This window comes from Jannaschia pagri (genome assembly GCF_019655435.1).
Lineage (GTDB): Bacteria > Pseudomonadota > Alphaproteobacteria > Rhodobacterales > Rhodobacteraceae > Jannaschia > Jannaschia pagri.
In genome coordinates this window covers 266,353-291,233 of sequence record NZ_BPFH01000004.1, presented here as the reverse complement: position 1 = coordinate 291,233, position 24,881 = coordinate 266,353, and the positions used below count along the sequence as shown (strand labels likewise).

Annotated in this window: 10 protein-coding genes; 4 read left to right on the top strand and 6 right to left on the bottom strand. The window is 64.0% G+C overall.

Annotation, left to right across the window (positions count from 1 at the left end; translation table 11 throughout):
- Positions 1 to 196: 196 nt before the first annotated feature.
- From K5R33_RS12305 to K5R33_RS12285, 5 genes are all read right to left on the bottom strand, one after another.
- On the bottom strand, positions 197 to 5,023 hold the full coding sequence (locus K5R33_RS12305) for a calcium-binding protein (RefSeq protein WP_220749339.1): 4,827 nt from the start codon (positions 5,021 to 5,023) through the stop codon (positions 197 to 199).
- Positions 5,024 to 5,304: 281 nt separating this feature from the next.
- Positions 5,305 to 6,366, bottom strand: a complete 1,062-nt coding sequence (locus tag K5R33_RS12300) for an acyltransferase family protein (RefSeq protein ID WP_220749338.1) — start codon at positions 6,364 to 6,366, stop codon at positions 5,305 to 5,307.
- Positions 6,363 to 7,613 (bottom strand): glycosyltransferase family 4 protein, encoded by a 1,251-nt coding sequence (locus K5R33_RS12295; protein ID WP_220749337.1) that lies wholly within the window; start codon positions 7,611 to 7,613, stop codon positions 6,363 to 6,365. The genes K5R33_RS12300 and K5R33_RS12295 overlap by 4 nt, the downstream gene beginning before the upstream one ends.
- On the bottom strand, positions 7,610 to 8,272 hold the full coding sequence (locus K5R33_RS12290; RefSeq protein WP_220749336.1) for a hypothetical protein: 663 nt from the start codon (positions 8,270 to 8,272) through the stop codon (positions 7,610 to 7,612). The genes K5R33_RS12295 and K5R33_RS12290 overlap by 4 nt, the downstream gene beginning before the upstream one ends.
- A gap of 255 nt (positions 8,273 to 8,527) precedes the next feature.
- Positions 8,528 to 9,139 carry a sugar transferase gene (locus K5R33_RS12285; RefSeq protein ID WP_255576369.1) on the bottom strand — a complete coding sequence of 204 codons (612 nt, stop codon included), beginning with the start codon at positions 9,137 to 9,139 and terminating at the stop codon, positions 8,528 to 8,530.
- A 381-nt stretch (positions 9,140 to 9,520) separates the two neighbouring features.
- Here K5R33_RS12285 and K5R33_RS12280 point away from each other — a divergent pair, with 381 nt between their 5' ends.
- The 4 genes from K5R33_RS12280 to K5R33_RS12265 all read left to right on the top strand — a co-directional run bounded on the left by K5R33_RS12280 (position 9,521) and on the right by K5R33_RS12265 (position 24,192).
- Complete coding sequence (locus tag K5R33_RS12280; RefSeq protein ID WP_220749334.1) at positions 9,521 to 11,002, top strand: oligosaccharide flippase family protein; 1,482 nt, start codon at positions 9,521 to 9,523, stop codon at positions 11,000 to 11,002.
- A gap of 4 nt (positions 11,003 to 11,006) precedes the next feature.
- Positions 11,007 to 11,798, top strand: a complete 792-nt coding sequence (locus K5R33_RS12275) for a methyltransferase, TIGR04325 family (RefSeq protein WP_220749333.1) — start codon at positions 11,007 to 11,009, stop codon at positions 11,796 to 11,798.
- A gap of 251 nt (positions 11,799 to 12,049) precedes the next feature.
- Complete coding sequence (locus K5R33_RS12270; protein WP_220749332.1) at positions 12,050 to 21,541, top strand: non-ribosomal peptide synthetase/type I polyketide synthase; 9,492 nt, start codon at positions 12,050 to 12,052, stop codon at positions 21,539 to 21,541.
- Positions 21,538 to 24,192, top strand: a complete 2,655-nt coding sequence (locus K5R33_RS12265; protein ID WP_220749331.1) for a condensation domain-containing protein — start codon at positions 21,538 to 21,540, stop codon at positions 24,190 to 24,192. Before K5R33_RS12270 ends, K5R33_RS12265 begins: the two co-directional genes overlap by 4 nt.
- On the opposite strand, the gene K5R33_RS12260 is transcribed toward K5R33_RS12265, so the two are convergent.
- Positions 24,177 to 24,878: a 4'-phosphopantetheinyl transferase family protein gene (locus K5R33_RS12260; protein WP_220749330.1), complete on the bottom strand. Its 702-nt coding sequence runs from the start codon at positions 24,876 to 24,878 to the stop codon at positions 24,177 to 24,179. The genes K5R33_RS12265 and K5R33_RS12260 overlap by 16 nt on opposite strands.
- Positions 24,879 to 24,881: the final 3 nt, after the last annotated feature.

Genomic DNA, 24,881 nt, shown 5'->3' with positions numbered 1-24,881 from the left:
GACGAGCGGGTTACCCATTCGACGATTTGAATTAGGATTTACAGTGCGTACCGCGACGGACGGCGCGTCTAACGCGATCCGTCGGAGAGGTCCGCGCGCATCACGGCCCGATTCAGCCTGACAGCGGCTAGACCAACCGGAAAGAGGGCCCGCCCCCTGCCGTGCGCAGACGCGCGCACGGCAGGGGGCGCCCAGATCAAAACAACAGGACGTCCTCTGCCGTGATCCGGCCAACTCCTTCGAGAGTCAGCAGGAGTTGCGGTGCCTCGGGCCCATCTCGCCCGTCGATGTCTACGGTGAGCGCACCGGTCTGTCCGTCGAACCCAGCCAACCCACTGATCAAGGCGTCGCGGATTTGCTCCGCCGTTGCCTGACGGGGATTCACCCGACCGCTGAGGCCAAACAATTGATCATCAAGCGCAATCCGGTCTCCGTCGGAGAAATCAACGATGCGCGCGCCAGGTCCAGCCAAATCCCGTTGGAAGAACGCAAAGGTGTCGGCCCCTGCCCCGCCTTCGAGCGTATCGGCGCCCCCGCCGCCGATGATCAGATTGTCGCCTGCGTTTCCCGTCACCGACGTCGCCCCGACGTTGCCCGAGAAGGAAAGATCCTCGGCGCCCGTGAGGATGACGCGCTCAATCTCATTGGTGCCCAGCGACAGCGACCCAGAGGACACGACCGTATCTTGGCCCTCACCTGCGATTTCGATGATTGTATCCAAGGCACTGATCTCGTATCGATCATCCCCCGCGCCGCCCACCAGGGTGTTTTCACCGGCCTCTCCGGCGAGCGTGTCATTGCCCTGGCCGCCATCAAGGGAGTCGTTGTCGGCACCCCCGCGCAGGTCATCGTCATCGGCACCGCCCTCAAGGGTGTCATTGCCGGCACCGCCCAGGACGGTGTCATTTCCACCCAGGGCCTGGAACAGATCATCACCTGCGAGCAGGTCCAGGAAGTCCGCGTCATCGGTGCCATCCAGATCGTCGTCACCAATGGTCGCCGGTGAATCGCTGCCCCCGTCGATGGCCAAATCGACAGTCGTGCCCACAGGGACAAAGCCTAGCCCGTTTCCACTGGTGTCCAGCGGCACGTCCCGGATTGAGAAGAGATCGATGCTGCCCTCCACCAGTCCGTCATTTTGACCGGCGCGCAGATCGTTGCCCAGCCGTCCCTGCAATGACGTCGCAAGGCCGCCGAGCAGACCGTCGAGCAGTCCTTGCAAGGGCAGTTCCAACAACCCATCCGACCCGTTTACGTTAGTTGAAGCGCCCGTCACGAAGGACAGGAGCGACAAGTCGAACACCTCGGTAAACGGCTCATTCGCGCCGAAGCCAAGCGAGGTGAAGATCTCAATGGCCAAGAATTCCAGATCAATGTCTGCCGTCGGTCGGATCGCGTATTCGTAGTCGTAGGTCCCGTTCAGCAGAAGCTCGGTTTCGACGGCCTCGGATGTGCCAGCGTCCAAGGGCACGTCAAAGACCACGACGGCGTCAGGGCTGGTGACAACGGTCTCGCCTCCAAAGCTATGGCGCACCTCAACCTCGGACGGGGTGAACGTCACGGTCTGTTCCAGGTCCAGCCCCAGGGACATCAGCATCTCAAACAGGCGCAGGTCCAGGTCGGCGCGAATGTCGATCCCCTGGACGACACTCGCCAGATCTCGGGCCAAGCTGTCCGCCAATTCCAGGAAGGGCGTTCTAAAGTCGACCGAGACAAAATCGCCAATACTTTGCTGGATATTCGTGAACAGCCCCGACGTTGAGTCCCTGAGGGCGCCGGCGCCCTTGCCTAACCCTTCCAGGCCAACCTCGACATCTACCAAGGCTTTCGACACCAGGCCGAAGGGGCCATCATCGCCTTGAAGGGACTCTAGGGCTTCGGACAGGTTTTCCGAAATCGTGCCAATCGAGCCAAGTGCACTGCCGATGGAGGCAACGGAACTGTCGACAAAACGCCCTGCATCGAAGACGAAGTCGCCCGCACCATCGAACAGCGCAAAAAGACCGCGGCTGAAATCAACCTCGTTGGTGCTGGTCGTGAAGATCTGAAGCCCGCTCAGCACCCCCTTCACGATATCTGCCGGATTGCCAAATGCGCCAAAGTCCCGATCAATGGAGTCGAGCAAGTCTTTGAACGCCCCGCTGATCCCGTCTTTGATATTGGTGATTGTCGTTTCCAGACTGTCGATCGCACCAGAAACCAGCTCCCCGCTTAAAAAATCTTCGGCTGTCGAGAGCGTGGATGCAATGTTGTCAAAGGTGAGGGCGCCCGCCTCGGCCAGGGGATCGCCCAGATTTGTTTGCAGAAATTCGAGGCCCGCGCGGACACCCTCAACCCCTTCGCGGATGGCGTCGAATGCCCCTTCGACCACCGAGACAAGCCCGTTTACGGTTTCCTGAATGAAGTTAAGGCTTCCCTCGACAAGGCCGACGACCAAATCCAAAGCGGCAGAGATCCCACCGCCAACGGCATCGGCCACCGGAAGGATGATCGACCCGATATATTCGCGCAGCGCGTCCTCATCGCGCAAAAGCGCCGCGAGTTCATCTGCGCCAAAAACCTCGGACGGCGGCGTGATCTCAACGCCGGGGATCAAGTTCAACGTGTCCACGAACCCGTCGAAGATCGAAAAGATGCCAGTGAGCGCCTCGACCAGAACCGGCGCCGGGTCGAGGGTCAGCTCTGCGCTAGCGCCGTCTTCGATGGCGTCGGTGATTTGCTCCCGCAGCGCCAAGCCAATCTGAGCGGCCAGCAGCTTGGCCTTGACGTTCGGCGGCAGGCCCGGAACCGACAGCAGCAGGTCAATCGCCGTCTCAGACGCCGCCGCGCCAAATTCGACCACATCCAGTTCGGCCTCGGCCAGGGTGGTGGTCGTCGTCGCGACAATGGGCGCTGGCAAGGACTGCGGGCCGGAGCCATTGGTGACCACGCTCGCCGTGACGGGCGGGCCCGATAGGGCAAGGCGCAGGCCCGGAAAGACTTCCACCGGGTCCAGAAAAACCTCGCTGAAGGTGTTCAGCAGTTCGTCCAACCCGTTCTCTTGGGAAAAGCGAACGATCTCCGCGACCTCGATCTCGACGATGTTGCCGTCCTGATCCTCCACCTCGACAAGGCCGTCCGGCCCCACGACCAGCGCTTCGGCCAAGATCGGCAGCAGCGCGTCGGAACTGACCTCGACTTCTTCCCCACTGGGCAGCTTGCTTTTGACGAAGGCTGCCGCCGCCGAGCTAGCCGCGCCTTTGCCCGCGAACTTCGCGAACTCTTTCAATGCGCCGTCCCGGTCACCGGCTTGGAACAGGGCGTTGATCTTGCCCAGGCCAGAGGTCAGCCCGTTGGGGTCGTTCAACAGGCCTTTGGTCAGGGATTGAAACCCGCGAAGCCCAGAAATCGACCCGTTCAGACCAAGGGCAAAGGCCGACTCGCGGACGATATCCTGGGCGTCGTCCAAGGTAATGTCCGCGTCCAGTTGCAACTCTAGAACAGCGAGGTTTTCCAGGGCGTTGGCAAAGTTGGCCAGCCCGCTGTCGCTTCCAAAGACGGCCTCCACCAAGTCCGCATCGACGAGCGCCTGGGTATTCACGCGGACCCCCACGTCCCGCAGCACGGTTTCCGGCCCCGAGAAGTTGGCAAAGATCGACAGATCCGCGACCTCAGGTTCCAGGATCCGCAGCGTGCCATCTGAGAACGTCAGGTTGTCCAGCGTGACGGCAATCTGGCCCCCGACTGCGATATCGCCACCATGGAGGATGTCGAAACTGACCGGTTGCGTGGCCGCCGCGAGGCCGAAACTGCCCAAGTTCAAATCCCAGGCAAATTCCGCGTCAATGCCCACGCTCAGGTCTAAGATTGAGCGAAAACCAACGGGCCCGAAGCTGTCGAACATATCGACAATCTGAACCCCGGAATTGGCCACGGTGGCGAGGCCCTGGGCGATGCCTTGGAACACACTATCCGTGATTGCAGACGCCTGGGTCCCAAGCGGCAGTCGCTCTCCGTCGGTGCTGCCGCCATCCCAATCCAGGCCCAGGGTGCCCGAGACGCTGGTTTGCTGCTGGGGATCAACATCAAACGCGTAGCTGTAGCTGAGCACGCCTGGGTCCAGCGTCAAACGAACGCCCGCGTCCCCGCGGGGCACGGCGGTCTCCCCAACCACAAGGTCTCGGGCCAGCCCCGTCTCGCGGAAGAGGTGGTCGCCTTCGCGGTCCACGATAAGCGCACCGCGCACCGCGACCGAGACGGGCCCATCGAGGGACAGCAGTTCTCCGTCCAACCAAGCGGTCATCTCCGCGTCGCTCTCAAAGACGAGCACTTGCCGCGCACCATTGGCGAATGAAAACACCGCCTCCACCGCATCCACTGCCCGGGTCCGAACCACCTCCATAATGTCGAGGGGATCGGCGTCTTGCCGCAGCATCTCGATCTGCAAAGACGGGGGCGTTCGGTCGTTGGCGGGCAGAACCACGGCGATCTCGATCTCCCGCGCGGCGCCTTCGGGAACCGAAAAGAGTGCCGTGCCCGTCGTTCCCGAGAAAACCTCAAATTCGCCAACGCGGATGGTCACGTTCTCTTCCAACCCGTCGATCCGCAATGCGATGGTGTCACCAGGTTGGCCCTCAATCAGGCCCGAATAAATGCCGGTCCAGGATTGGTCCTCTGGCAGTTTCGCGTCCCGCACGGCCTTTCGCACATCGATCTCGAAATCGGTCCCCTCGGCTCTGGGCTCCGGGTCGGTCACGCCGGTGGCGACGACTTGAAAATCCAGCCGCTCCGTCCCGAGCGCGACCAGTTCAACCGATGGCGTATCCCCCGCCAAATCGACGTCGAACCGCCCTTCGAAATCAACGACGCGCAGGTCAAAGACGTCGTTGAGGGCGACACCCGTAGCGGCTTCGATCTCGGTGGCGAAGAACTCAGCCAGGTCTGTTCCGCTGCCCTGCTCCAGAATACCTTCGAGGGCCGTCCGCTGGGCATCGGTCAAAAGGCCTGCCTCAAAGGCGGCGGCACGGGTCAAAACTTCGGACATGGAATAACTTTCACAGGTCTGAGGCACGCCGAGGGAAGGCTGCGCGCGGTCATATCGTTCGGAGAGACGTGGCAATTGGCTTGCCCAGGCAGCGAACACGCCCGGTGACGCGTCACGCTCAGCAAGTCACGGCTGCCACAACCGCGCGCTGCCCGTCCCCCCAATTGTGGGCACCGCGCCATGGCACATGTCACAGAAACGTATGTCTTATGACATGCGGGACGCTAGAATCTGACCTGCCGCCAAGTCAATCGAAGTCTGCGATCCCGCACGGCCCCACCTCAGGCCGGAGCGGATCGGCCAACGTACTGCCTCAGACGGGCACGCAGCGGTGCCTCCACCCGTTCCGTGAACCAGATGGATACCGCAATCAGGGCAGCTTGGATCACCAACATAAGGGCAATGCCCATGGGGACGCTGAGCGGGCCAAACGCCGTCAGCAGCGCCAGACCCAGGTTCTGGTGCAGCAGGTAATAGGCGTAAGACGCCTGCCCCGCGCGCACCATGGGTTTGGCGCTCAGCACAGGGACGGGGCGGCGCCACAGGATCACAGCCGTCGCCAAGAAGATGACGATCACCGTGCCGATCCCATTGGTCAACTCCGGGTCCGCATAGGTCAGCGCCTGGATCGCGCCGAGCGCCCAAAGCAACGTGTGACCCGGACGCGGTCCGCCTTGGCGCCATGCGGCGAGGGCAATGCCCATCGTGAAATAGGGCTGGTGCTCCGTGAACAGCAGCCCACTCAAGGGGTGGTCTGGCCCCAAGATGACAGTGTGCAAGGCCCAGGACCCAAGGGCGAAAACGGTCCAGCCCAGAAGGAACATGCGCCGCCAGGCAAAATAGAGGATCGCGGCGATCCCATAAAACCGGACCTCGACCCAAAGCGACCAATAGGCCCCGTCCAGCCACTCCAACTGGCCGATCCCTAGGGCGCGCCCGACGTGCTCCGGCGGGAGAAACAGCAGGCTGATCCCGGCTTCGACAAAGCTGCGCTGCAACTCAGGCGGGCCCAGCAGGCTGGTCGCGCAAAACGTGAGGGCCCCACACGCCAACAAGGTTGGCCAGAGGCGGAGAAGCCTAAGGGCCGCAAAGGCCAAAATGCTGCGGGACCGCTCCAGACTGAGCGAGATGACGAAACCGGACACGATAAAGAAGAGCGAGACGCCCAAATCCCCGACACTGGCCAAGGGGATCCACGCTAAGGCATCACCATAAGGGACCAGATCCAACCCGCGGCCTGCAGGCGTCCAGAACACCGCATAGTGGTACAGCGCAACCCAGAGGATGGCGAAGGTTCTGAGGCCATCGACGGCCGCGAAGCGATCTGCCGGACCGCCACTCACTGCGCTGCCACCCGCGCGCGATCATACAGCGCCATGAGTTGGTCGATCCACGCCTCGGGCGTTTGCGCGACAGACACTGCGCCATCAAAGCCCGCCTTGCTCATGGAGGCGATCTCATCATCGGGCAACGCCATCAACCTGCGCAAATCGGCGGCCAACGTTTCAACGGACGACACGTCTATGGCCATGCCCAACTTGGCGGACACAACATCGTCCGACAAAAGCGCATGGCGCGAAATCCCGACCGGCAGGCCAGCGAGCGACGCCTCGGCGGCCACAAGGCCAAACGGCTCCGGGAAGCGCGACGGCATGGCGATGGCGCGGCAATCGGAGAGCGCGTCCCCCAAGCTCCCGCGCTGGGTCCAGCCGGTAAAGGTCACCTCCGGGTGGGCGGATACGAGGTCCGGGCGCTTGTCCACGGACCCAATAACCTTCAATCGAACGCCTGCCTGCTTTGCCGCTTGGCACAATAGGGCCACGCCCTTCCCCGGCTCGGTCCGGCCCACGTAGGCAAGGGTTCGATTGTCTTCGGCGCGAATGCGTTCCGCTATGATCCGTTCGACCGGGTTTCGGACCGTCACGATGGAGGCCGGATCGACCCCACCCGCAGCAAGCCGATCAGACAACCCAGGATGGATTTGGAGGATGCCCGCCCAGGGCGCAGCGGATGACAGGCCCCGACGCACCTGGCGCTGCCGTGCGACGCGCCACAGCTTTTGTCCGTATGACCGTCGATCGCAGTTGGTCGCTACACAGCTGAGCGACAGGGGCGTCCGGTCGCAAAGCTGCGCCTTGGGGTAATGAAAATATGCCCCGTTCGGACAGGCCAAAAAGAAATCATGGGCGTGGACAAAGGTTTTTGCGGCCACCGGCGCCAGGGCATCGAACACCGAAGGGGACAGGATCTGGGCCCACCCGTGCAAATGATAGACCGTTTCGGGACTGTCGATCCGCCGAAGGAAGTCGCCCAGCCGGTCCTTCGCGGCGCGGTCATAGACGCCCTCTCGCAAGGCGGCCGCCTTCCCCCTGGACAACAGGGGCTGTCCGCCCAGGGCGATCAATTCGACCCGCGCCTTGGCGAGCGCGCCGTCATCCCCTGCGTCGCCCGCTACGAAGGTCACCCGGCACCCGCGCTGCGCCAACAGCCGCGCGCTGAGGAGCGCCAGACCCGTCGCACCGCCCCGGGCAACACTGGCGTCATTCACAATTACCACGTGAGGGGCCTTGGGCACGGGCATAACCGTCATAGATCGCGGATCCGCGTGGGGGACATGCGCCCGCGCAGCAGATCGACAAAAGCCAGAATGTTCCCCCGCAACCTGCCAAAACGATCAATCCAGGCTTCGGGCCGAGGGGTGCGTGCGACATTCGCCAGAATGTTGCGACCCATCAAGCGATACGCCTTCCGCCGCGACATGGTTCCCCGTTTGACCAGGTAGAGGGGGTTCGCGATCTGTGAATATCCAAGGGGCACACCGCGCGACCGCCCCTTCTTGGTGCCCAGATGAACACCGTAAAGCCCGTCGATCTTCACCACGGCCCCGTGGGCGGCCAGTTTCCGAGACATGTCCACGTCTTCCAACCAGCCGTAGAACGGCAGGTCCGTGTCAAACCAGAGGTCATTCTCGCTGGCCGTGGCCACGCGAATGGCCATGTTACATCCGTAAGCATTGTAGGTGTCGGTCATGACACCCGCCGCCGGGGGCGCTTGATTTAGAATCGACAGCCCTTCGTCGTGGGTCAGTCCTGGCCCGCCGATCCCATCGGCCAGCACACGCCCCGTGGCCACAGCAACATCCGGGCGGTCGTCAAACAATTTGCGCACCGCTGAGACGGAGCCATCACCAAGCAAGAAGTCATCGTCCAGAAATAAGACGATTGCGTCCTGCGGCAGCGCCGCAATCACAGTGTTTCGTTGGGCACAGAGCCCCATAGGTGACGTGAGAACCCTAACATCCGCCCCGAAATCTGGCGTGTCTCCGGTTCCTACGCTGCTGTCTGGAAGACAGACGCAGATGCCATCCGGTTGGTCCTCCATATCGCGAAGGACAGAAAGTGTTTGGTCAAGGATACCGCCGCGGTTTGCGGAGGCGATCGCGATAACTACCGGCGTGGCCACTCCAAAATCCCTTCGACCCGTGTCTCGTAAGGTCGGGGTTTCCTAGCACGCGCCCGTTTTCTTGACTACGACCGCTGGGGTGCGGAGCAAGATGGTCAGGTCGCGCACAAGGCTTCGTTTTGCCACATATTCGACATCCATCGCGACACGCTCTTCGAAGGAGACGGAACTACGACCGCTCACTTGCCACTCTCCGGTCAGGCCAGGACGAACCGCCAAATACGACGTTCTGTCGGGTCCATACTTTGCCAACTCGCCACGGGTCACAGGACGCGGACCGACCAGGGACATATCCCCGCGGAGGACGTTCCAGAGCTGCGGCAGTTCATCGATGGAGAGGTCGCGAAGCACACGGCCAAACGGCAAGATGCGGGGGTCGTTTTTCAGCTTCTGGGTCTCCTCCCACTCCGCCCGCGCCTTTGGGTCGTTCTCCAGTACAAACTGCAGCCTTTCCTCCGCGTTCCGAACCATGGTTCTGAATTTCCAGCACTTAAAAGACTTGCCTTCGCGCCCGACACGCTCATGTCCAAAGAAGATGGGCCGCCCGTCCAGGATCAAGATGACAGCCGCTATGACGAGGAGGAGCGGGGCGATAGCAAGAAGACCGAGCCCCACGGTCGCGCGGTCCAGGAACACCTTGGCGAAATCAGCCAAGCGCTCCTTCTGGCGTGTCAGCGAGGGAAGAGCCGCGCGGGTTTTGAACCGACGCAGGTCGGCAGACTTAGCAGAAACTGTAATCGGCATAGTAACCAGGGAGCGGTACGCTCCCTCCCCAAATTAGAACACATTCATTCCACCCGGGTCACCTTTAGGACAAAATCTCGTCAAAATCACAGAACATTTTAGCCACGATGTGTTTCGCGAACCGAACCAGTGCGTTGATAATTTTTTTGACAACCGTTCTGACGGTTAGCCACTTATTTCGGCAGGCAGCCGCCGACGAAATGTGTTCAAGTCAGGTGACTGGATGAACTAGGGTCTGCGGGAACTTCCCGAATCTGACCGCCGGTCGGATCCCTACGGACGGACGGCCAGGTGTCTGAGACAGATCAAAAAGCCCAGAAACTGGTCGGCGCCGGGGCACTGACCGCAGCGGAGCGCATCATCGCTCAGTTCTGTCAGTTCGCCGTCTTTGTCGTAGCCGCTCGCATCCTGGGTCCGGCGGATTTCGGCATCTACGCACTGGTCTCGGCCTGCGCGATCCTGTTGTTTCGGGCGTCCGAAGGCGGATGGGCCCCTTATATCATGTGCTGGGCCGGGGATGTTCAGGTGCCCCGCCGCGTGCTCACGCTCTCGATCATCTGTGGTGTGCTCTTCGGCTTGATCGGCCTCGTGGCGTCCTCCGGCATCTCAATCTGGGGGTTGGACACGGAGATCGTTGTTCTCGTCCAGCTGTTTAGTCTCTGGATCGTCTTGGCCACGGTGTCCTCGGCACAAAAGGGCATGATGATCTGGCAGAAATCCCTGAGATCCTCGGCCGTTTGCGAGATCTTGGGCGAGTTGGCCGGGCTCGCCGTATCCCTGTCGACGTTGCTTGCGGGTTGGGGGATCTTGTCCATTGTGTTCGGACGGCTGGCTTATCAGATCACACATCTGACGATCAGCTTTGTGGTGACCCGCACCGCGCCTGGCTTCGGCTTCGAAGGGAAGATGCTCGCCGATCTTTGGGTCTTCTCGCAGCACTTCTTTTTCAGTCGCATGCTCTCGAACATCCGCCTCTATGTGGCCACCTTTATCGTTGGCGGCGCCCTTGGCCCGGAGGAGGTCGGATACTACCGCGTGGCCGAGCGGCTTGTGGGGGCCGTGACCGAAGTCATCGCCGTTCCGGCCCAAATGCTAGGTTGGGCGCTGTTTAAACAGGCGCGCGACGCCGACACCGAAGCGCCGGACAACGACCGGCTGCGCGCCCAGTTGCGGCTGTTTCTGACCCTGTTGGTTGCGATTAGCGTACCCGTTTTTGTCTGGCTGATGGTTGCAAGCGATGCGCTTATCGAAACGCTCTTGAAGTCGGAATGGCTGCCCGCCGTGCCCCTGGTGCTGCTGCTGGCTGTGGCGCGGTTGCTCGGCAGCTTTGGCATCGCCATTGAGCCGCTGCTATCCATGTTGGACCAATCCAAGCAGTTGCCAAAGCTGTCGTTGGCGACCCTCGCCGTTACCGTGATCGCCACGCTGGCGGCTGTTCCCTTCGGCCTATATGCGGTCGCATGGGCACAGATCGTCGCAGCAGCAGTCCTTCTGGGCGTGACGGTGTGGTTGTTCCGCCGGTTTGCCGATGTGGGGGCGAGCGAGATCATATCGGATCTACGGCGCGTCATTGGCCCCCTCACAATTGGGGTCGCGGCGCTCCTGCTGGCGGATATGGGTCTGGGCACCTTTGGTGGGCTTCCCTCGCTCGTCGCCGCCATTCTTGAAGGCATGGTTGCGATGATCGCCTATGCCGCTGCGCTGGCCGTCTTCGCGCCCGAGCTATGGACGCGGCTTACGGGCCGCGGGCGCGCGCCCACGGCGGAGGCCTGAGAAGATGGGCGGGCTTCGGCGGACCCTGCGGCGGCTGCGCGATGTCGCGCGGGCCATGGGCGCACGTTTGAGCGTTCGACTGGGCCGCGCGCCGCGCTTTTCAGGCGCCTATAGCAACCGCACGGCGGCCCTTGCGGCAATCCCCCCAAGCGGCGGTCGCGGGTACAATGACCCAGCCGCGGCTGAGGTGTCTTTCCCCGAGATGTGCCAGCGGGAGGTCTGGGACTATCCCCTCCTCCATTGGTTGGATCGGCTGCTGCCAAACGGGTCCCGCGTTCTGGACGCGGGCGGCCATATGGGTACGAAATACATCGCCTTTTCCGATTTGATCGACCTTAACCGCGCACAATGGACCGTCTACGACACACCAGCCATCATCGGCGCAGCCCAGAAGTCCCAAATCGCCGGCACCCTGCCCAGCGACCTGCGCTTTGTGGATGATCTGACCGCTTTGCCTGAGACCGACATCCTGTTGGCTTCCGGTCTGCTGCAATACCTGGACATTTCCCTGACGGAGCTTGTGGACGCCCTGCCCGAGCGCCCCGCCGCGATCTTGCTCAACAAGGTGGCGCTGCGCCACGGTCCGGCTCTGTTCACGTTAGAACGTCTGGGCCCCGTTCAGACGCCATACCAGATCCGCAGTTGGGACGACTGGCGCGCTGAACTCTCAGCGCTGGGGTATGAGGTCGTGGATCGCTGGCAAATCTACGACTTGGGCCACCGGATCCCGACGCACCCACAGCACGGTGAGAGTGAAAGCTGGGGCTTTGTCCTCAGACCGCGCATGGGCGCGTGACCGAATGTCCCCTCCCGGTGACCATTCATCCGTTTTTTGATAGATCGTTGACGCTAAAGGCCCCGACGTGGCCAATTCTGGCCCGATTTAATGGCTACCCTACGCAAACGTGTGCCGTTTGGTCGCCGCCTACGCGTCCAGTACCGGCACGACTATGTTAGGATATAAGCAATTATGCCGTTCGTTTTGCCCCTGCCCCCCTGCACCGACCGTGGTGGCCGTGCCGCTTGGATGCGGACCGAGGGCGTTGTATGATCGGTGGAACAATCCACGGGGCCATCGCGGCCCAGGCCGCTCCGCGGCCCGAGGCGGTCGCCCTACGACACGGGGATACCACATACACCCGTGCGACCCTTCACCATCGGACGGGCACGCTGGCGGCTGCATTAAGACAAGCGGGCGTGGCACCCGGCGACGCCGTTGCGGTCTATGGCGGTCGGTCGGCGGACACCGTAGTCGCCATGCTGGCCGTTCTGTCGACGGGCGCAACCGCGGTGCCACTGGACCCCGACTTTGCGGCGGAGCGGACGGACTTCATCCTGCAAGACGCGGGCGTTCATGTCGTCGTGACATCGCCAGACTTGGCGGAGGCCGCCCGGGACCAAGCCCCGAACCTGACCGTCATCCAGACCAATGAGACCGCCGATAGCAACGACGATCGCGGCGCCAATCGCGAGGTCTCGTCCGACGCGGCCGCATTCCTACTCTACACGTCAGGCACCACAGGGCGGCCAAAGGGCGTGCGCATCCCCCACCGGGCCGTCACAAGCTATGAGTTCGGACCCGGCGACTTGGCCGTGGGCACGGACGACGTCGTCCTCCATACCTCCACACCCGCCTGTGACGGTATGCTGCCCGAGGTGTTCGGCGCCCTCATCCGCGGGGCCCAGGTGGCCGTCGTCGGGGCAAACCCGGTGTCGGTCTCGGTTCTCCGTCAGGCCATTACCGACCACAATGCGACGGTCCTGCCGATCTACACCGGCCTCTTGAACCTCATTATCGACGTCGACCCAAAGGCGCTCGGCCCCCTGCGTCTGATCTTGACTGGCGGCGAGTCCATATCTCCGTCGCGCGTCGAAAAGTTGCTCGATGCCTGCCCATCGGTAACGGTCGTCAACGAGTTCGGACCGACCGAAACCTGCATCGCGAGCCTCGCCCATGTGGTCACGCGCTCCGACTTGGCGGCGACAAGCGTTCCCATCGGAACGCCCTTGGCCAACGAATGGGCCATCGTGCTGGACACCGACAACCGCCCGGTGCCGGACGGCACCCAAGGCATCTTGGCCATAGGCGGTGCCGGCTTGGCGTTGGGCTATCACAATCGGCCGGAGTTGACCGCCGCGGCCTTCATCCCCGATCCGCGTTCCGGAGAGGACGGGTTGGTCTATCGCACAGGGGATCTGGCGACGCGCCGGGCCGATGGCGTTTTTCTGTTCCACGGTCGCGAAGATCGGCAGTGCAAGATCGCCGGTCGCCGGGTGGAGCTAGATGGGATCGAAGCCGCTTTCCGCGCGTCCGACACCCTGATCGAAGCCGTGGTGGAGCCGTCGGGGGCTGGGGCTGGCACACATCTCGTGGCGTTCGTCCAACGGGCGGATCCCTCGCAGGATGTTCAGGCGGTGGAGAGGCTGCTCAGAGCTGAACTGCGCGACATTCATCCCCATGTGTTTCCCCGCCGCCTTATCGCCGTGGACGCCATGCCACTGACCAAGAACGGCAAAATCGACCGGGCGGCCTTGCGCGACCGGCTGGAGGCACCACGGCTTGCGCAGGACAGAGCCACCTCGGATGTCCGTGGTCAGATTGCCGCCATCTGGCGGGATCTGTTGGGCCAGACGCCGCGCGACGAAGACAGCTTCTTCGACCTGGGCGGCACATCTTTGCAATTGATCGAGGCCCATGCCCGCATGGAGGCCAGCCTCGACAGCCCGTTCGATATCGCTCTGATGTTCGACGTGCCCCGTCTGGGCGACCTGGCGGCACGCCTCAGCGAAAGCCCCGACCAGCACCCGCAGGATGCGCCCAAACCAACCGACGACACCGCCATCGCAATCGTTGGCATGGCCGCACGGCTGCCCGGCGGGATCACAACACTTGATGGATTTTGGGACGTCATCGTTGAAGGTCGCGGCCTGGTTGAGCGGTTCGCGCCCGACGCATTGACCGACACCTTTGATGCAGCCACCCGTGCGCGCCCTGACTACGTTCCTGCCCGTGCCATCCTGCGGGACGTGGATCAGTTCGACCCGGCCTTCTTTGGGATGTTACCCGCCGAGGCCGCGCGCATCGATCCCCAGGGCCGCATTTTCCTAGAGGTCTGCCAACAGGCATTGGACGCCGCAGGGCTTGACCCAACCCGCACCTCTGGGCGCGTCGGGCTGTTTGCCGGGTCATCCATGTCCACGTATCTGCTTGAAAACCTTCTGACGGACGACACGGAACGGCGCGCTTTCACATCCGGGTTTCAGATCGACTATACGAACCTGGCGGGCAATGTGGGGGACGATATCCCCTCTCGCACGGCGCAAAAGCTGGGCCTGACGGGACCCGCCCTTTCCGTGACAACGGCTTGTTCCACTGGCTTGGTCGCAGTCATCCAAGCGGTCGAGGCCCTGCGCGCCGGACGGCTGCATGCGGCCCTTGCCGGGGGCGTTTCGATCACGTTCCCCCAAAGGCGCGGATATTTGGCACAGGAAGGGGGCATGGTCTCTCTCGACGGCACATGCCGCCCCTTCGATGCCGATGCCAACGGAACGGTGTTCGGCGATGGTGCGGGTGTCGTGGTGCTGAAACGATTGTCGGATGCCCTGGCCGAGGGCGATACGATCCATGCGGTGATCCAGGGCACCGGCCTCGGAAATGACGGTGGCAGGGGCATGTCCTACACCGCGCCCTCGGTTACCGGCCAGGCCGAAGCCATCACGGAGGCCCACCGAGACGCAGGCGTCACCGCGCACGACATCGGCTACGTGGAATGCCACGGCACTGCGACGCCCTTGGGTGACCCGGTTGAGATTGCGGGCCTCAAGCAAGCGTTCGGCCCGTTTGACACGCCCTGTGCCCTAGGCGCGGTCAAGGGCAACACGGGCCATTTGGACGCGGCGGCGGGTATCATCGGGCTGATCAAGACGGCGCTGGTGCTGGAGCGGGGAATGATCCCGCCGATCGCGCACCATCGACGCATCAATCCCAAAATTGACCTGTCGGGTAGCGGCTTTACCGTGCCGACCGCGCCACAGCCCTGGACCGGCGACGACCGGCGCGCGGGTGTCAGCGCCTTTGGCGTCGGCGGCAGCAACGCGCACGTGGTCTTGGGCGCCGCGCCGGATCTGCCGGAGCGGCAGAGGCCCGACGCCCCAGTCGCCCTGCCTCTGTCCGCCAAAACGCCCGAAGCCCTCGCCGCAATGGCCAGCGATCTTGCCGAGGCGCTGGACGCGGCGCCGGACCTGGACTTGCAGGATGTCGCCAGAACGCTGCAATCCGGTCGACGCATATGGCCTCACCGCGCGGGCGTTGTCGCCCGAACGCCCCAGACCGCCGCCACGGCCCTGCGCCGAATGCGCGGTTCCACAACGGCGGCAAAGGCACCCCGTCTTGTGGCACTGCTCCCCGGACAAGGCGCGCAGTACCCTGGTATGGCCGCCGCCCTCTATGCCGCGCAGCCACACTTCGCGGACGCCTTGGACGAGGGGCTATCGCTGTTGGCGGATGACCTTTCCGACACGCTGCGCGGGCTGCTCCTCCGCCCAGAGGGTCCCTTTGAAGACGCCGCGCGGACGCTGGCCCAAACCCGCCTCGCGCAGCCGAGCCTGCTGTTGACCGAAGTCGCGCTCGCCAGTCTGTGGCAAGCGCGGGGCGCTGAACCCGACCTCTTCATCGGGCATTCCGTTGGGGAATTGGCCGCCGCGGTCTTGGCTGGGGTCATGGCCCTGCCCGATGCCTTGTACTTCGTCACGCGGCGGGGTGCGCTTATGCAAGCGCAGGCCCCGGGCGGCATGACCGCCGTGACTGCCCGCCCGGAGGAACTGCTTCCGCTCCTGGACGATACGCTGGACCTGGCCGCGCGCAACGCCCCGGATCAGCAGGTGGTTGCGGGACCAGCGGCCGCGTTAGACGCCTTCGAAACACGCCTGAGCCAGGCTGGGCTGTCGTACCGTCGCCTCCGGTCCTCCCATGCGTTCCATTCCCAGATGATGGACGCCGTGGTGCCTGACCTCTTGGCCGTCGCGCAGGACATGCCCCTGCGGGCGCCTGACCGCCCCATCCTGTCCACGGTGACCGGGAACATCCTGACCGAGGCGCAGGCCACCGATCCCGCCTATTGGGCCAATCAAGCCCGCGCCTGCGTGGATTTCCACGCTGCGCTAGAGACGCTGGCCCAGAGGGACGGTCCACGAGCCCTTCTGGAGGTCGGCCCTGGCCGCACCTTGACGGCCTTGGCCGCCCAAACATTGGCACCCGACAGCTATGTGACCGCCGTGCCCAGCTTGCCGGACCCGGCCCAGGCCGACACAGCGCCGGAGGTCTTGGCACAGGCCACGCTGCGCCTTTGGGCAGCGGGGCTAGACGTCGATCTGTCCGACGGGGTCTCGCCCGACGCCCGAAAGGTACCCCTGCCGTCCTATCCATTCCAAAGGCGCCGCTGCTGGGTGGATCCGCCAGCCGCCCATGACGCCCCTTCTCCTTCCGTTACTGACGTTCCGAGTGCCCCCATGACCCAAACCGCGCCGACTGTTCTGCCCCAACTGCTCGATACCATCAGCGATATGTCGGGGATGGAGGTGTCCACAGCCGATGCGGAGGTGACCTTCCTGGAACTTGGGCTCGACTCGCTTTTCTTGGGCCAGTTGACGCAAGAGATCGCGCGCACGTTCAAGGTCCAGTTTGGCTTTCGCCGTCTGACGACGGACCTGGGGACACCGCGCCTGCTGGCGGATTTCATCCTGAGCGAAAACCCAAGCGCTTCCCCCGCTGTCGCGCCGGAGCCCGCTGCAACCGTCGCGCCACCCGCCGCCGTGGCACCGGCGGTCGTCCCCACAGCCCCAGCACAAATACCAGCGGTGAGCGGCGATCTCGGCACCGTCATGCAGGCGCAGATGGCGACGATGCAGGCCCTGTTTACGCAACAATTGGCGGCGTTGGGCGCGGCACCGGCCACCGCCGCCGCCGTCCCCTCCGCTGCGGCCCCGGCTCCGGTTGCCCTTCCGCCAGATACGCAGAAGGTCGCGCCAACGCCGAAGCCCGAGGGCGGTGGTCGTCGGATCAAGATGATTTCCAATGCGGAGTTGACCGACGACCAGCGCGTCTTCGCCCGTGATCTGGCGGAGCGATACTCAGCAAAGTTCCCCAGCTCCAAAGCCTATACCGACGCCCATCGCCCGGTCTTGGCGGATCCACGAACCGCTGCTGGGTTTCACGCGGATTGGAAGGAACTGGCCTTTCCCATTGTCGCCAAACGGGCCAAGGGCGCCTACATCCATGACCTGGACGGCAATGATCTGGTGGATCTGGTCAACGGCTTTGGCCAAACGGCGTTCGGCCATTCCCCGGATTTCGTGAACGCGGCGGTCGCCCGACAGCTTGAGTTGGGCTATGCCCTCGGTCCACAAGCCGAGCGCGCAGGTCCTTTGGCAGAGAAATTCGCCAGGGCCGTTGGGCACGAGCGGGTGAGTTTCTGCAACACGGGGACCGAGGCCGTCATCGCCGCCGTCCGCGCCGCCCGCACGGCCACGGGTCGCGAGAAGGTCGTTCTGTTCGACAAGTCCTACCACGGCCAACACGATGAGGTGCTTGTTAAGCCCGGCGCCAAGGCCGGTGCGCTTCCCTCCGCGCCCGGGATTCCCCGGGGCGCCCTTGGCAATGTGGTCGTTTTGCCCTTCGCCAGCGCCGAAGCCTTGGACTACATCCGCGACAACCTCGATGACTTGGCGGCTGTTCTGATCGAACCAGTCCGCAGCCGCTATCCAGCCACGCGACCCGAGCAGTTCGTGCGTGATATCAAGGCCCTGACGGACGACGTTCACACGGCCCTCATCATCGACGAAGTCGTCACCGGCTTCCGCACGGACGCGCGCGGGATGCAGGGCGTTTGGGGCCTGCAAGGGGATATGGCGATCTACGGAAAGGTGGTGGGCGGCGGCCTCCCCATCGGTGTCGTGGCGGGTGCGGCCGCATACATGGACGCGCTGGATGGCGGCAGCTGGCAATATGGTGACGACAGCCGACCGGAGGCGATGCCGACCTTTGTCGCTGGCACCTTCGTGCGGCACCCGCTGGTTCTGGCGGCGGTGGAAGCCACGCTCGACCACATGGCCGAGGCGGGTGACAGGCTCTGGGTTGAGACGCCTAAGCTGCTGTCGCAAATGGCCAAACGGATGCGCGCGGCCCTGGAGGTCCGTGGTCTGCCAGATGTGATCGAGGACTACTCCTCCTGGTTGGTCGTGGACCTGACCGAACAAGACCCCCGCGCCACGCTGCTTTACCCGCTGATGCGTCTGGCGGGTGTGCATGTGATGGACGGGTTCTGCTGGTTCCTCACGACAGAGCACGGGCAGGCGGAGGTGGACCGCGTGGTCGAGGCCTTTGAATCCGCGCTGGACACCCTGCTTGCCACTGGCATCCTGGCGGAGGTGCGGCGGTCCGATGCCCCACCCCTGACGCCAGCGACCCGGCCGATCCCTCTGACGCCCAGCCAGCGCGAAATCTGGATGCGGCACCAGTTGGGTGGTCTGTCAGCGGTGGCGTTTAACGAGAGTGGGACGCTTTATCTGGAGGGGGACCTCGACCGAGCAGCCCTAGAGACGGCGGTGAGCCAGCTGATCGCGCGGCGCGATGCGCTCCGCCTGCGGTTCGCGCGGGACGGGTCGGGCTTCACCGTCGCGGATGGCCCGCAGCTCACCCTGCCCGTTGAACCCGGCGACACCCTTGATGCGGCCCTCGCCGAAGAGGCGGAGACGCCCTTCGATCTGACCGATGCCGCCCCCATCCGTGTCCGCCTGTTCGAGATGAACGACGCCCGACATGCCCTTGTTATCACTGCACATCACATCGTGCTTGATGGCTGGTCGTTCGGCCTGATCCTGGATGATCTGGCCGCGCTTTACGGGGCCGCGCGCCAGGGCACCCCGGCCGATTTGCCGGAGGCACCCGCCTTCGCCGATCACGCGCGCCGCATTGCCGCCCCGCCAGCGGATCACCGCGCGTTCTGGAAAGAGACCTTTTCCGACGCGCCGCCCTTGGCGGAACTGCCGACCGATCGCCCGCGCAAGATGTGCGCTGATCGTCCCGGCGCGACCGTCGTGCATGAGATCCCGCGTCAACTGGTTGAGGACCTGAAGACGTTTGGGGCGCGCCACGGATGCACACTCTTCACGGCGGCATTCGCAGCCATGCAAACGCTCGTCCATCGGCTCTCTGGTGCAACGGATATGACAATCGGGGTGCCCACAGCCGCACAACAGAGCACGGCGCCCATGGACCTCGTCGGCCATTGCGTGAACCTGCTCCCGATCCGCAGCGGCGCTGATCCGATGGCATCCGCGAGCGATCATCTGACGTCGGTGAGAGATCAGGTTTTTGCCGCCCTGGACCACGACGGCCTAACATTCAGCCAAATCCTAGAGGCCGCCCAGGTGCCGCGCCGTCTTGACCGTCTGCCCCTGACGGAGATCGAGTTCAATCTGGAGGAACCGGCCGATCTGACCTGGCCCGGTCTTGCCGCCGACTTCGAAGCAAACGGCAAGGCCGCCGTCACCTTCGATCTGTTCTTCAACCTCGTGTCCACGGATGCGGGTCTCCGGATCGAGGCGCATTACGCGACCGATCTCTTTGACGCCGAGACGGTGAGGACCTGGGCCCGGAGCTATGAGGCGCTGATTGTCGCGATGGCGCAAACGCCGGACGCCGCGATCTCCGGTCTGCCTTTGACCGCGTCCTTTGAGACGAACGACGAAGCACCCATGGATGACGGGGACCTTGCCCCCATGATGGGCCGCTTGGCCGAGGTTTGTGCCGCGCAACCCCACAAGACCGCGATTGAAACCTGTGAGGGTGCCCAAACGTATGCGGACCTCTGGGCGCGGAGCGGGGCCGTTGCGGCGCGTTTGCAGGCGCAAGGCATCCAGGGCCGGGTTGCGGTGAGCCTGCCACGGGGGGGCGACCTGATCCCCACGTTGCTCGGTGTTCTGCGGGCTGGTTGCGCCTTCGTACCGCTGGACCCCAAACAACCGGACGGGCGCCTGATCAAAATCTTGGACGATGCCAAGCCGAGCGCTGTGATCACAGATCAGCCGGGCCGATTTTCTAGGCGCGTTGTGATCACACCTGATGCAATCGATCCTGCGACGCCCGCGCCAACAACGGTCACCGCCTCGCATCCGGCCTATGTCATCTATACCTCTGGGTCGACGGGCCAGCCGAAGGGGGTCGAAATCCCCCACGGCGCGCTGACGAACCTACTGACGTCGATGATCGAGACGCCGGGGCTCGCCGCCGAGGATCGCCTCTTGGCCGTGACCACAGCCATGTTTGACATCTCCATCCTTGAGATGTTTGGCCCGCTGCTGGCGGGTGCGACTGTCGTTGTCGCCCCCTCGGACGAGGTGATCGACGGCTTCCAACTGGCTGACCGGGTGAACCGGGGCGACATCACGGTCATGCAGGCGACACCGACCCTCTGGTCGATCCTTTTGACGGCAGGTCTGACGCCCCCACTACACTTCCGCGCGTGGACGGGCGGAGAACCACTGCCAAGCGATCTGGCGCGGGACCTGCTGGCAACGGGGGCCACGGTCTGGAACCTCTATGGTCCGACCGAAACGACGATCTGGTCGGCGGTGAAACATGTGACGGGCAGTGGTCCGATCACCATCGGCGGACCGATTGCGCGCACGACGTTGCATATTCTGGATGACAACGGTCGGGCTTGTCCCACCGGCGTCGTTGGGGAGCTCAACATCGGCGGCGCGGGTCTGGCCATTGGCTATGCCGGGCAGCCGGAGAAGACTGCGGCGGCCTTCCGTGAAATGCCTTTGGATGGTGATATGCGCAGGCTCTATGCAACGGGCGACCTTGCGCGCCTGACGCCGACCGGTGAGGTCGAAGTTTTGGGCCGCCGGGACGCGCAGGTGAAGCTGCGCGGCTTCCGAATTGACCTGGGAGAAATCGAAACCGCCCTGCGCGCGCAACCAGGCGTAGCACGGGCCGCCGTCGCCCTGCAAACAGGCGCAAATGGGGACGCGAAGCTGGTGGGCTACGTCGTTGGCGACCTGAACGGCCCGGCGTTGGCACAGGCGCTGGCGCGCGATTTGCCCGACTATATGATCCCAACGGCGTGGATGGCCTTGGACGCCCTGCCCCAAACGGCCAACGGCAAGCTGGACCGCCGGGCCCTCCCCGCGCCCGAGGCCACCCCGCGTGCCGTGGAAACGGGCAACCCGCCCGCGACCGAAACGGAGCGGCGGCTGACGGCCCTGTGGTCCGAAGTGTTGAACCGTGACATTTCTGACGTGACTGCCACGCTCATTGACCTGGGCGCCGACAGCCTGACGGTTTTCCGTCTCGCCGCGCGGATGCTGGCCGAGGGGCTGGAGCTTGAGGCCCGTGATCTCTTCGAACACCCATCCGTGCGCGCGCTGGCGGCCCATCATGATGCGCGCGCGGCGTCCGGGACCGCCCCCTCCAAGCCAAAGCTGAGCGCCTTCCGTGGTGGCGCGCGGCGCGGCGGACAAGGGGGTGGCGCATGAGCCCGACGCAACCCACGCCTGCGGCCGCGAGCGAGATCCTGGCTACCTTTCCGCTCAGCGCCGGTCAGACGCGCTGCTGGATCATGGCCGAAGCCGACCCTGGCGCGCCGGTTCTGAACGTGGCCGTGCGATGGTCGCTGGAGGGCCAAATCAACGGGGACGCCATCGCAGAAGCCTTCCGCAAGGTCATCGCTCGACATGAGATTCTGCGGTCTTCCTTCGTCGCGCCCGATGGAACGCCCGTGCAGCGCGTCCATCAAGATGCGCCGTTCCAATTCTCGACCGTCGACTTGCGGCCCGTCCCCGACGTGGATCAGCAGGAGCGGATCGAGACCATTGCCCGGGAAACCGCGGCAGACCCGTTTGACGCGCGCCAACCAGGTCTGATCCGCGCCACGTTGATCCGGTTGAGCGGGACACGCGCGGTGCTGTGTTTTGTCGTGGATCACCGCTGTTTCGATGGCGCCTCCATCGGGGTTTTGGGCCGGGAGATCGGGGCGGCCTTGGACGGAACCTTCGACGATTTGCCGCCATTGCCGCTGCAATATGGCGACTATTGCCTGTGGCAGGCGGAGCTGTCCGCGACCGGCGCGCTCGACCCTGAACGGGCGTATTGGCGCAAGCAGTTGCAGGATGCCGCACCATTCGAGCTGCCCGGGGATCGCCCCCGCAATGTCCGCACTGGACGTCAGATCGCCACCGTCTCCCACGACCTGCCGCCGGGGTTCGGGGCGCGATTGCGGGCCGCGGCACGTCAAGCCGGCGTGTCCCCGTTCACCCATGGCGCCGCAGTCTTCGCGGCCGTCCTGCACGCGCGCACGGGCATCCGCGACATCCTGATGACCACACAATCCACGGGCCGGATCGAGCCGGAGCTTGAGCCGCTGATCGGGATGTTCATCAACAACCTCGTCCTCCGCTTCGAGGTGGAGCCGACCCAGAGCCTTGCCGCATTGATCGCCGCCGCGCGCCCCGTGGTCGAGGGCGCACTGGCCCATCAACAATTGCCCTTTGATCACATGGTGGCCGAGTTGAACCCGGCTCGACGCCCGGGACAGCCCCCCTTCACCTCCATCAACTTTGGCTTGCAGACCGTTTTCATGGAGTCGCGCACCTCGGGGGAGATGTCCCTGCGGTCGACGGCGTCCCACGCGCCGGCGGCGATCAACGACTTGGATTTGGCCGTGATGGAACGGCCTGATGGCTGGCAGATCGTGCTGGAATATGACGCTACGCTCTATGATGGGGCCACGGCGGAGGATGTGCTGGCGCAGACCGTGGCGGCGCTCCATCTCTCCCTCGATAAGCCGGAGACCCCGGTCGCTGACCTGACCAAAGGTCGCCCGACAGACCAGCCGACCGTGGATTCCGTAGCCGTTCTGACCGGCCATCCCATGGTGGAGACCGCCTGCGTGACGGGGTCCCAAGCCTACGTCACACCCGCCCAAACCGGGAGCTTTCCGCTGGAAACCTTGCCAGGGCGCCTGATGTCAGATCTGTCAGACACGCTTGCGGGACAGATCACAGCGATCAGCGTTGTTCAGCAGCTTCCCGGGCCGGTCACCGGGCACGCGAGCCAAGACACACTCACGGAAATGTCGGAGATGTGGTCCGAGGTCTTGGGGACGGAGACCTTGCCTGCGGATGCGCATTTCTTCGACCTGGGCGGCCATTCTTTGCTGGCCATCCGTCTGTTGGCCAGGATCCGCGACCGGTGGTCCGCACCCGTGACGCTTATCGACCTATACGAAACCCCTACCCTGGGTGGATTGGCCGCTTTGGTGTCGCGCACCGCCCCGCCGCTTGCGCCGCCCGTTGCGACAACGGGCGATGAACCGGGGATCATGCGGCTGCGCCGGGATGGGCCCGGGCAACCGTTTGTGGCCGTGAACAACGCCGCGACGGCGGTCGCCCTGTCGACGTTGCCGGGGCAAGACAGACCGATCTCCTGCGTTCGTCTGTTCGAAATCACGTCAGCCCTGGACGAAAATACGGACTTTCTGGAGGTGGCCCGACGCTGTGCCGATGGGGTGCGTCAAGCGCAACCTCGGGGGCCGTACCTGCTCTATGGCAATTGCGTGCACGGCAACCTGGCGTTGGAAGCCGCCCGCATCCTGCAATCCGAAGGGGAGACCATCGCAGGTGTCGCCATGCGCGACGTGTGGGAGCCGCGCTTTGCCCAAAAGGTCCACTCAGACCGGCGCCTGCGGTCGCAAGATCGATGGTTCGCCTTGCGCCTGCGTCTCAAGGACTGGCGGTCGGGCCACCTATCGACCGCAGCGCTTTTGGGCAGCTACGGCATTTTCCATCGCACGGGCGTCATCCGGGCGCTGCACCGCCTGCGCCTGATCGAACATACCCAATGGACCGACATGGAAGCGGAGATGGAGCGTTTCATCTCTCGGATGTCGCGCGCGCGGGACCGTTACCGGCCCGAGCCTATCGATTTTCCCGTGCTCCATGTGATCACACCGATCACGCCACGGGGGCGGCTTTGGAAGACCTCCATGGGCTGGGAAGATGTTGTGGCACCGGACAAACTGGAAACCCATTGGATGCCCGAGGTGGTCCTGTCGGAAATTTCCCGGACGGGGATCGAGAGTTTTGCCGAGACTATGGATGCCTTCTTGGCGCGTCACGCCCCGCAGTGAATGTCGACGTCTGGGGGGCATAGGGCGACTTCGATACGGGGTCGCTCCTTGCGCCCGGGCATTGCCAGGGCCCCAATCCAGCCCGGGGTCAGCTCGAAGTGAGTCAGACTCCAATCCTGAGCAGACTCGAGATCGCAACGCGTCACGGCGGCGGGATGACCAGGCGCGAGGGTGACATCGAACGCAGCGAGATCGGCGCCCAGGCCGAGGCCAAGCGCCTTCACCACCGCCTCCTTGCGCGTCCAACAGCGAAAGAACCCCTCCCGCCATTCTGTCTGGGGGAGCGCCGACAGATCCTTTTGTTCTGCGGCGGAAAAGAAGCGACGCGCCACGGATGGCTCCACCGGGCGGGGCGCCTCGATATCCACGCCCAGGGGCATGTTGGGATGAACCGCAAGGCAGGCGAGACCGCCGGAATGGCTCAAGTTGAAGTGCGGTCCGGGACAGAGGCAGGGCTTCCCCGACGGTCCCACGACAAACGAGAGCGCAGCAGGGTCCGTGCCAACCCAAGCCCCTAGGATTTCGCGCATCCGACCCCGACCCAGACGATAGGCCACCCCATCAGCCGGCTTCACAAACCGGCGGGCCTGCGCCAGTTCAGCGTCCGATAGGTGAGCCGACAGCGCGGTCGCCTCATCGGGTGACGTTAGATGCCAAACGTAAAGGCGAACGGGCGCATCAGGCACCGG